6 protein-coding genes and 3 pseudogenes are annotated in these 10,187 nt (G+C 56.6%); 6 read left to right on the forward strand and 3 right to left on the reverse strand.

Features of this window, described 5'->3' with window-relative positions; all coding sequences use genetic code 11:
- From EOA32_RS40155 to EOA32_RS27210, 5 genes and pseudogenes are all read left to right on the forward strand, one after another.
- A pseudogene (locus tag EOA32_RS40155) lies at positions 1-226 on the forward strand (hypothetical protein); the annotation flags it as partial.
- Positions 227-1,325: 1,099 nt separating this feature from the next.
- Positions 1,326-2,510, forward strand: coding sequence for an MFS transporter (locus EOA32_RS27195; RefSeq protein WP_210214852.1), 1,185 nt, complete (start codon positions 1,326-1,328; stop codon positions 2,508-2,510).
- A 226-nt stretch (positions 2,511-2,736) separates the two neighbouring features.
- Positions 2,737-3,798 carry a saccharopine dehydrogenase C-terminal domain-containing protein gene (locus tag EOA32_RS27200; protein ID WP_245499399.1) on the forward strand — a complete coding sequence of 354 codons (1,062 nt, stop codon included), beginning with the start codon at positions 2,737-2,739 and terminating at the stop codon, positions 3,796-3,798.
- Positions 3,689-4,984, forward strand: coding sequence for a SidA/IucD/PvdA family monooxygenase (locus EOA32_RS27205; protein WP_128373360.1), 1,296 nt, complete (start codon positions 3,689-3,691; stop codon positions 4,982-4,984). The genes EOA32_RS27200 and EOA32_RS27205 overlap by 110 nt, the downstream gene beginning before the upstream one ends.
- 134 nt (positions 4,985-5,118) lie before the next feature.
- A complete protein-coding gene (locus EOA32_RS27210; RefSeq protein ID WP_189407412.1) occupies positions 5,119-7,041 on the forward strand; it encodes a class I tRNA ligase family protein in 1,923 nt (640 codons plus the stop codon).
- Between the two features lie 257 nt (positions 7,042-7,298).
- Here EOA32_RS27210 and EOA32_RS27215 read toward each other — a convergent pair.
- A pseudogene (locus EOA32_RS27215) lies at positions 7,299-7,659 on the reverse strand (DDE-type integrase/transposase/recombinase); the annotation flags it as partial.
- A 151-nt stretch (positions 7,660-7,810) separates the two neighbouring features.
- On the opposite strand from EOA32_RS27215, the gene EOA32_RS27220 reads away from it, so the two are divergent.
- Entirely contained in the window at positions 7,811-8,026 is a 216-nt protein-coding gene (locus EOA32_RS27220) for a hypothetical protein (RefSeq protein WP_128373362.1), read from the forward strand.
- Positions 8,027-8,504: 478 nt separating this feature from the next.
- On the opposite strand, the pseudogene EOA32_RS40160 reads toward EOA32_RS27220, so the two are convergent.
- Together EOA32_RS40160 and EOA32_RS27230 are read right to left on the reverse strand one after the other, a co-directional pair.
- Positions 8,505-8,768, reverse strand: a pseudogene (locus EOA32_RS40160) (aldehyde-activating protein); the annotation flags it as partial.
- Between the two features lie 24 nt (positions 8,769-8,792).
- Positions 8,793-9,584 (reverse strand): amino acid racemase, encoded by a 792-nt coding sequence (locus EOA32_RS27230; protein ID WP_128373363.1) that lies wholly within the window; start codon positions 9,582-9,584, stop codon positions 8,793-8,795.
- Positions 9,585-10,187: the final 603 nt, after the last annotated feature.

Below are 10,187 nucleotides of genomic sequence, written 5' to 3' on the forward strand. Positions count from 1 at the left end.
TGGGTGCTATGGCTACTCTACGGTCTTGATTTTTCAGCATTTTTTCTTTAACATCAAATTCTTAGAACCTGACGAGTGCACACGAATTTACGCCAGAATACGACCCTTTTCGCCACGTTTCGATCCCAAGGCGAAGGTGCCGACGAACAAAATGGGATTCCCTGGCCTTAAGAATCCCGACGACATCAAAAACGTCATCGCCTATCTCAAGAATGTGTCAGGTTAGAAAACCCTAGCGTGCGTTTCAAGAACAACCGCAAAGGAGTGATCGTGTTTCACGCCGCGAAGCCTCGTTTGAGAACCGACTGCTCGGCAGGGCGGGGTGGCGAAGGTCAGTCGAGACGGCGGTGGCGAAAGTGGTGGCGCTTGCCAACGTGTTCGATACAGAGAACACTCTCATCGGACGGGTTTGTGCCGCCGATATCTGCTCGCCCATTTCGCACCGCGTTCAGTCGACAAGCCGCGCGCGCTGATGCTTTACATCGCTGCGGGAACGCTCTGTTCCCGGCTTGTCACCGAGGAGGCCCGGCGCGCATCCTGTGCCCTCGTAGTATAATCACAGTCTGATGGACTGGGCGCCGCAGCCGACTGGGTCATTTTCTGAGAGACGATTGTTCCACCACGGGAAGATCGGGGAGTTCGTAATAGTCGCCAGCCGATTCAGGGTGCAACTGGCTCTCCATCCTTAGATTGGTTGGACGGTTGGACCGTCGATGGTGCCGATCGTCTTCGTATTCCAGCTCGCGAGCTGCTTTCGGAATCAAGGTCAGCCATACCGGAACGACGCGTTCTATGGCCTCCGCGGGCGTGTAGTAAACTTTGCAACCCTCTCGACTCCGAGCTCCATTTGGACACGGCACGATGTTCGTGGCTCACCGGCGAGGTCAGAGCGGAGCAGTCTCAACAACGCCATCCGACATCTCTTTTCGGGTTTGTCGAGTTCGCGACATGCCATTTTCAGTCGATCTCTTGCTTTGCTTCGGGCTAATCGACTGAAAAGAAACCACAAAGTTCCTTCTTCAGCTCAATCAAGCAAAGCTGGCATGACTCTTGATAGCCTTCGTTACCGGGCGGGCAACAGCTGCCGGCCATACCTCGTGTCAGGGGTAGCCACGATGAACAGGCGAAGGACCTATGCTTCAGGCTCTCGATCTAAGGCAACGTATTCCTTCGACCATGACAATGGTCGCACCAAAAACGCGAATCATATTTGGATACATAATTTATCTTCGTCCTAACCGACGAAAAGTACAATGTCATGGCTTAACAAAATGAACACTCGCAGCATCTCGATCACTAATACGCGCCTTTTGTGGTACAGGCGCATGTTCATTGCTGAACGATATCTGATTTCCTTCGCGATGGGCGTTTTTGCGCTGTTTCCAGTCTACCTGTTGTCGGTTGGGCGCGACGAGATCTTTTTTGGTTCGATCTCAGCAGCAGGCATGGCGGTGGCTATATTAATAGTTTTGATCAGTCCTACGCTGACACGCCAGTTTAGTGTGCGGAGGCTCGCACCCATCGGCGGGCTTCTCTCTGCAGCAGCCTGCGCGACCGTACTCTTGAACGAATTGTCGGGGGTGCGCGCGACATCCCCCTACTTCCTCAGCTACATGCTGCAATCAGGCGGATGGGCGCTGCACTTCACTATGGGCTCGATATGCATTTCCACCCTCTCAAGCGATGCAGACCGGCCATCGAGCTTCATGGCCTACTCTGCATTCTCCACCTTAGGGTTAACCTGCGGACCGCTGCTGAGCAGCCTCCTTACCCGGTACGCCGGCTTGGGCACGCTGGATATGTTCATTCTGGCAATGCTCGCGGCGACGGCAGGGTCGGCGTTGTCATCGTGGGCAGCGCAACGTGCGGCGAACATCTGCGAAGCCGATATTCCGAATAACGCCTCGATTGCGCGCGACCTTTTCGATCTCCTCTTCAGCAAATCTGCTCTATTTTTTATTCTTGTACTGTTGTCCGCAAGCATTTACACTACTTTGATAAACTTCCAGGCTCTATTTGCGAATAATTCAGGTCTTCCGTACGAAATATTCTTTGGCTGTTGGGCCATAGGAGTAGTCGGCTCCAGATTTGCAATCGGTCCGCGCGTAACCCGCAGTGCGGCCGACCGCACCTTGCCGCTACTCCTGGGCGGGATGGTCGTTTCGCTTCTCGGCTTTCACTACTCCCCGGGCCACCCCGTCATTTACGCAATGGCATCGCTGGCGACCGGCATAACTTATGGGCTATCCTATCCCCTGATGCAGGCAGAAGCTGTCCGCGTGACTGCGCCTCAGTCCCGGACTTTGGTGCAGATCATCTTCAGCCTTTCCTATTTTCTTGGCCTGTATTTCTTCCCCTTCGCCGCCGGGCTCGTCTCAGTCCAGCTGGGATACGACACGCTGACGCTGTTGATTGCCGGCTTGGCTCTACTGCAAACGGCTATCGCTCTCCTTGGCTATCGCACGATCCGGCGCAAGCCGACCCCGACCGTAGTTGGCGGTAAAGGCTAAGGAGGGCACTATGCACGGGAGATCACACGTCGTCATCGGAGCCGGGCCGGTCGGTCGGGCAGTGGCGCTGCAACTTGCGGACCAGCCGGACTCGTTTGTTGTCGTGATTGACAGGAGCCATTCTGCGCTTGCCGTGGCGCAACGGCTTCTGGGCAATCTCGAAAACGTCCGCTTCGACGTGTCGTTGGGTCCATCCGCTCTCTCGGTTCAAGCCCGATCGCTGATCATGGCTACGTCTTGGAGAGATTCCCGAGTTTTGGTCGGCAAGCTTTTGCACCAAACGCACGAGGCAGGTCTACACACCCCTATTATTTGCGTCGGCAGGCCGAGCCCTGGGGATCCTGACATTCTCCGGGTACCGCCTAACGGTCCGCCCGTAGTCTTGGGAGCGGGTCTCGAACCAGGACTGGTTGAATCTTTAGTCTCGCTGGTTGCGGCTGAAATAAAGGACATAGAGAGCATAGTAACTCATTGCGGAGGGATTCCCAGAATTCCGGAACCTCCGCTGAACTATGCTCTCGCCTTTGGGCGTCGGCTGCCCTTAGAGCAGAGGCTCGCGTTGGCTCGAATCGATGGCCAAGCCGTAACGCGAAATCGATTCGAAAGCGTATCTCAGCTGTTCGTGGATGGTGTCGGCCTTCTCGAAGCATATGATGATGCAATGGTTTCGTCGACGGCTGCAGGCGCTCATCCTAGCATTCCAACGCTTCGACAATTGACTGTGCGGTGGCCTGGCTTTGCGGATGGCGTTCGAATGTTGCATCGCCTCGGGCTGCTGTCCGACGAGGAGATCGAGATCGGAAGCGCGCGCCTGCAGGTCAAGGAGGTCACGGAGGCGCTTTTAAGTCGCCGGCGCCCAAATGACGATGGCGACCAGGTCGTCCTTGACATCGCCATTGAGGATCGCCAAGGGCGGGTTGGCCGCTGGACGTGCATCCTGCGCTCCGAGCTTCAGGAGCGAGGCATCTCAAGCATGGCTATCGCCACCGCAGTTCCGGTTGCCGCAGCCGTGGAATGCGTCACGCGTCAACAGTTGCGGGGTCCCATACACCCCGGCAAAGCCGCGCTCGCCGATGTCGCCGCGATGGCCCTCGAGCAACTGAGGAGAAGCCGGATCGCTGTCTTTGCCGAGCGCGCGACCGGGCTGTTGGAAACAAGCACGATTTTGGGAGCCGGTCATGCAAAGACGAAAGACACTACTCGTGGGGAGCGGACCAGCAAACCTGGCACTGCTGACCTGCCTCAAGGAGCGGGGATCCTCAGTTCTGGATTCGCTGGAAGTCCTTGAGCGCCGCGACAGCGCAGAATGGCACCCGGGCATCGCTTTCGAGGATTCGATGCTCCAAGTGTCGTTGTTCAAGGACCTGGCGTTCCTGAGGAATCCGGCAAGCCCATTCACTTTTTTCTCGTTCCTGCGTGACAAGGAGCTTCTCTATCACTTCATCCATACGAACAATCTGTATCCTTCAAGGAAGCTGTTTTCTGACTATCTGGTCTGGGTAAGCCGGTTCTTTGCGAACAAGATTTCTTTCGGCAAGGAGGCGGTGGCGGTCAGGTTCCACGAGAAGCCGTCGGGAACCCAAACCCTTGTCGTCATGACCAGGGATGTCTCGAGCGGAGATGTTTCAGAAATTGAGGCAGACGACGTGGTCGTCAGCCTTGGGCATGAGCCATACATCCCCGAAGAACTGGCCGTCGACTCCGGCCGCGTGGTGCATTCAAACTTCTTCCTATCCCATGCGAACGAGGGAATGATCAACGCTAACGGTCGCGTTGCGGTCGTCGGGTCCGGGCAAAGCGCCGGCGAGATAGTCAGATTCCTGCTCCAACACCGGGAAGTGTCGGAAGTTATCGTCGTTGGTCGGCGCCACCTCTTCGAACAAACGGATGACAACCCGTTCGTAAATGATTTCTACACTTATCCACACTCGCTGAAGTTCGCGGAGTTGCCACTCGAAGATCGCAAGAGGTTTCTTTCCGACACGAGGAACACGAACTTCTCCACCGTCACCAAGGACGTCCTCAAAAGCATCTACGATCTTCGATTCGAGGACCAGGCGTGCGGACGCGACAGGCTCAGGCTGTTCCCGTATACTGAAATCACGGCGGCAAAGCGTCTCGAGAATGGTCTTCGTCTTGACCTTCGCGGAATCGGAGGCAGGCCGGACTCGACGACGCTTGAAATTGAACTCCTGGTATGCGCGACGGGCTTTTCAAACCGTCGCCATCTATCATTCCTCCACCCGCTGCAACCGCGAATTGAAGATGCCGACGTCGTTGTCGACGAGTCCTTCGAAGTGGGACTCGATCCGATGCCAGGATCGTGTCTCACCGGTCCGAGACCTCGCGTTTTCTTGGTGAACCACTCTTTTGGCCTTCGGGGCTTAACGGAGCACACACTCGGCGGTCTGGCCGAACGGGCTGCGGTGGTGGCGAAGGCGCTGCAAGACGGGCACGTGCTTCAACCTGCTTAAGGTCGCCCCGAGACCTTGCCAGCGGCATTGCCAACGGGAAATTCGAGCGTGGAAACGAAATGATGTGTTCGCAAGTAATAGATCTCAAAAATGAAACACGCGCAGTCCCCATCTCGATCGAAGGGGGCATCGTCATGCATGATCCCTTCCCGGAAGGGGGCGACGTTTCCATCCGACTATTGAAGCTCAGTCCAGGCGCGACCACTTGCCGTCACAACCATACGGAAGTCGAATTTTGGACGGTGATCTCTGGCGCCGTTCGAATTCATCTAGACGAAAAGACGTTCCTGCTGCTTGGCGGAGAGAGCATTAGGATAGACCCGCTGAGCAGGCACAGGATTGAGGCTTTGGACAGCGGTGCAGTCATGCAGACAGTGTGGTGGCACAGCCGCGCAGCCTTCGAAGAGGCGACTTCCAAGAACGAAGCGATAGGAAAGAGCAGACCGCTGCTGCTGGTGCCCGCAATGCTTACCCCGAATGGGAAAATGCACATAGGCCATGCCTCAGGCCCGTTCCTCTACGCGGATGTGTTGCGCCGAATTGCCGAGACCGGCGGCCGAGAGGTTTTCGTGCTGCAGGGCACGCACGGTCACCTTGAGCACATTGCAATCGCGGCCGACGCTGCTGGACTGGAATACTACCAGCTGGCCGAGAAAAACACGGCTTCTTTCCAGGAGGCTCTGCATCGGCTCAATGCAGTTTCGGATATTTTCCTTGGGACAAAGCCTGACCGCCGCGGCAAGGCGGTCGTTCTCGAGGTCTTCAAGCGACTTTGCAACAAGGGCCTGATCGCTGAAAGAGAGCATTTGGTCCCGTATGACGTCCAAAGTGGGCGCTTCAAGGTGGACGCCTTCGTCCACGGCAAATGTCCATATTGCGGCGGCTATTCCTCCGGTCACGAATGCGAGGATTGCGGCGCGCTGGTCCTCGATGCCGAACTCCAGGATCCGGTCGATCTCGACGGGCGCTCGCTGGGACGTCGTCCCCTGAAGCGCCTTTTCCTGAACCTCGCTCCATTGCATGACGCACTCGAATCCTTCGCCTCGCGGAACTTCCTGCCCATTTACGCCAAGCTCTATGTCGAGTCCTGGCTGTCCCGGGGGCTTCCGGCAGTCTGCATTTCAAACCCAAACCGGGAGGGAATTCGGATTCCAATCCCAGGATTTGAATGCCAGCGGTTTACCATCACCATGGAACACGTGCCTCGGCACTTGCTCGCCTTAGAAATGATAAGAGAAAAGAGCGGATGCCCCGCCTTCTGGTACCAAATCCCACGGGACGAGATGCCGGAGCTGGACATTCTCTTCGGGACGGACAACGCCTTCGGACGTCTGTTGGTTATTCCCGGGGTACTTTCGGCGCTTGATCTCCATGAGATGCTCCCCCGACGGATTTTCGTCAACCAGATGCTCACGCTTGAGGGGAAGAAGTTCTCAACATCACGAAATCACGCAATCTGGGTGAACGACATCGCTGCGGAAGAAACTGCCGAGCCGCTTCGCTTCTACTTGTGTCGGTGTCGCCCGGACGGTTCTGTCGAGGACTTCTCCATGGGTGCCTACGAGAGCTGGAAACGGGACTTCTGGGACGGACGGCTGTCGAGATCGGTCGCGAAGGCTAACGAAGTCATCGGGCGGGTCGCGACAGACGAGCTCCCGTGTCCTGGCCAGTGGTCAGCCACCGACATTGCGTTCCTCGCGGACTGCAGACGCTTCAACGCGGAAGTGCGGGCGCGATTCGAAGCGGATTACCCGGACGTGCGTCAGCTGACACGCGCAATCGAGGCGTTCGTCGACGCAATTGACCGCTATTCATGTTCAGTACTGCAAGTTCCGGCTGCGCCGAAGGTGAAGGAGGCGCTTGCCCGGACTGCGGCCCGCGCGGTGACCTTCGCGCTCGTCGGACTCTGTGTCGCGACATACCCGGTCGTACCTGATTTCGCCCTCTCCATCGCAAGGAGTCTGGGGCTGGAGGTTCCCAAGCTCAGCTGGTTCGACCGCGACTGGATGGCCGAGCCAGTCCGTCTGTCTGCAAGCCATGTCGCCGGAGGCCGTTGAATAACCGATCAAAGATTTCGGGCGTTCACCGCAGCCACTTTTCGAGCATCAGCCCGGAGGATGTGGGCAAGCCAGGAAGTGCGTCGAGGACTTCGTCTTTGATCAGCCTTGTCAGCGAAACGACGCCGACGTCGTCTGGCTCGAGCGAAGTCTGAAGTGTTGATGGCTTTTCAAAAGCGCGGCTAAACGACGACAAGAGTTGGTTGTGTTGCAAAGTCTTTTTCTGTGTTATGAAGGTTGGTCGGGACAGGCCGCTGTCATGCCGCCAGTATGGCGAACTGCTCGGCCAGGGAGGGATTTGGATTGAACGCGTACGTCGCTTGTCGCTTGCGCATCATGTGAAGCATTTCGATCCCCGAAAGGGTGATGCTGGCGGTGGCCGGCGACTTGAAACCCAGCATCGGCCGCACACGGCGCTTGATGCGCCGATGGTCCTGCTCGATCCTGTTGTTCAAGTATCGACTTTTCCTGATCGTGATCGGGTTCAGCCAGCGCCGGGAACGGGATCGACCAGCGTTGCCATGGATACGCGCGATCCTCCAACCGATTTGCGGCATCGCAGGAAGTGATGGCTTCATGATTGGTCTGGCTGCCGTCGATGACGATGTGATCGGGCCGGTGATCTCGAAAAGGCGCTGGCCGAGGCCGTGGAGCCGCCGCCGCTCCTGTATCCGAACATGGCGGAGATTATCCGCCAGCGGGTTCGACCCTCTATGAGGGGCTGCGGAGCGAAGACGGCAAGGCCGAGGCGGCGGAGGTCTTCCGGACGTTGATTGATCAGGTGACGCTCGTGCCCGACGCGGTTGAGCTGGCGATCGTGCTACACGGCGACCTTGCCGCGCTGCTGCGGTTCGCCGCCAACAAGAGAAACCCCGACGTCCTTTCGGAAGCCGGGGTTTTGGGTACCTTGCTTTCGGAAGAATCGTGGGTTGCGGGGACTCGCAACACCCGATTCTTGCGATTGAGAGAGCCATACCAAAGCTAGCAGCATAAGCGCTCGATGTAAGCGACTTCGAATCTCTCCTGCCCCGCAGGCCTCGGCGGTTCTGCGACTTCATCCGCCATGGTCGCCGTTTGCCGTATATGCGAGCGGTGGATTTTGACCAGAAAATGAACATTGGGGATCAGTCGCGCCCCGTGGCGCGATAGAGGCTTGAAGCGCCAAGTATATCGCCGCCGCACTTCCGGAGAACAGCGCGCACCCCGATTTCGGTCCTCGAGACCGTGCACGCGGCGGCTGATCGGGATTCCTGCCTACAAGCGCTCCGGCTGCTTAGCGGAAGCTTCCGCGCTCCGACACTACAATGAAGTAGCACAGATGGCGAAGCTCTATCCCATCAACGCACTTCCCCATCCGCACTCTTGGCCTCCTATACCAACAAGTTCCCCGTATGGAAGGCTACGGGCCGGTAGCAGCAATCCGTCACCTACGATCAATGATGGACGCCGTTCTTCTTCGCGGTTCAGGTGACGAGATAATCCATCAGAGCTGGGGAAATGCAATCATAGGCTTAAGTCCCAGTTCTCTAAGTTTAGAGCGGATGCCGTCCATCCGACGGATCAATGCCGCCCTCGATCACCGATGACACAAAAGCGGCAATGCCGGGCTCCGGTCACCTATCGCTGTCAAAGAGCTCCGGGTGAACAAAGGACAAGCCCTTGGAGGCGTGATCCCGCTCCACCGGCCCGTACATATGTGCGCCGCATTCCCTGCAAGCATGGCGCTGGGGACCAACAAGCTCTCATAGCGTCTACCTCATAATCTGTTGGCCAACAGGGTGTGGCTGGCTTTCTGTTATCCACCAGGCAATACAAGCATCAGCAAGTATATCAATCGGGTCGACAATGTTATGACCGTCTGCGATGTCTCCGCAGATTGCTGACAATTCACTGCAAGCTAGGATAATTATGTGAGGCTCGAAAGATCTGGCGACTTTAACAACCCTTGCTAGGTTGTCCTTTGCGTCTTTCGTGTTTCCGGACTTGACTTCCGCTATAATTCTTGCGGTCTCATTTTGAAGTGTCTTGAGGCGGCGACAACACTCTTTGCCGAAGTGGTCTTCGTTTCGTTCAACATAAAGTCCGTGTTGCATAGTTGCGTTCGTTCCCAAGGTGATTGAGCGAAGATTGTGCGCTTCACTACCATGTGAGACCTCTATGGCTTGTTTTGTGATCTCAACCATATCGATCAGTTTTACTGACAGCGCTTGTTTTATCTCTGTGGCCCAGAGATGCGCCGTATTGCAGGGGATAGCGATTGCTCCGCATCCCGCTTTCTGTAGCCAAGACGCGCGCTCCACAATTTGCCGCAAGGGGGCGTCGCTGCCGATTGAAATTGCTTGCGAACGATCGGGGATATTTGGAGCCGATAGACATATAAATGCGATGTGATCCTGGTCTGTTTCAAATCGGCTTTTGCGAGCCAGAGCTTCCAAGAATTTGGCCGTCGCCAAGGTTCCCATCCCGCCGACCACTCCTAGTAGTTTTCGTTGGTTAGGTAGCTCGCAGGAAGGGAAATTACGCTGCAGCATGACGTCGATCATCGAAATTCCTGTTCTTAAGATTTACGCCACCGATTGTCCGTGAGGCGGCAGCCGCCCGCGGTTGTTCCATCTGCGTATTTTCAATAGCCACATGTTCTCCAGCTGCTGCACTGCCGCCGTGGTCGGCGAGCCCGGTATCGCTGAAGCTATGGGGCGGACCCACATAGATTGGCAGAGCTTCGCGCAATTGAAAGCATCAAATATCATGCCAAGTTCGCAATAAGAGGCTTGGCTGAAACTTTGATATTATCATGAAATACTTTAGGGATCTTGTGGTGCGAAATTGGGCCATACACCATTAATGTCGTAGACGCGACAAACCCGACAGGGTGTCGATTTTCGATGGCCGAGTGAAGAGAGCGCCAATCGCCCGAATTTTCAGGTAAGCCTCGTCAATCCGAACCGGCTCGCAACGTGACTTGCGGAAACGCCTGCCCCCCGCGCCTTCCGTAGCGCGTCAACGTCGACCCGGCCGGAACGATCGGCGGGGGTCATCGGAAAAGCAGACAGGCCGTTTGCGAAAAACCATGACGAAGGGCAGCAGTGCCATCGCGGCGTCTTTTCGGGAACGCGGTTCCCTGCTTCCGGTGACCGAGACGGTCG

Origin of the sequence: Mesorhizobium sp. M1A.F.Ca.ET.072.01.1.1 (genome assembly GCF_004023325.1) — a bacterium.
In the GTDB taxonomy this organism is placed as follows: domain Bacteria; phylum Pseudomonadota; class Alphaproteobacteria; order Rhizobiales; family Rhizobiaceae; genus Mesorhizobium.

Excerpts from the sequence above, each read along its gene's own strand:
- EOA32_RS27205 (WP_128373360.1), top strand. The coding sequence starts at position 3,689 with ATGCAAAGACGAAAGACACTACTCGTGGGGAGCGGACCAGCAAACCTG.
- EOA32_RS27195 (WP_210214852.1), top strand. The coding sequence starts at position 1,326 with ATGTTCATTGCTGAACGATATCTGATTTCCTTCGCGATGGGCGTTTTT.
- EOA32_RS27230 (WP_128373363.1), bottom strand. The coding sequence starts at position 9,584 with ATGATCGACGTCATGCTGCAGCGTAATTTCCCTTCCTGCGAGCTACCT.
- EOA32_RS27210 (WP_189407412.1), top strand. The coding sequence starts at position 5,119 with ATGCATGATCCCTTCCCGGAAGGGGGCGACGTTTCCATCCGACTATTG.
- EOA32_RS27200 (WP_245499399.1), top strand. The coding sequence starts at position 2,737 with ATGGCTACGTCTTGGAGAGATTCCCGAGTTTTGGTCGGCAAGCTTTTG.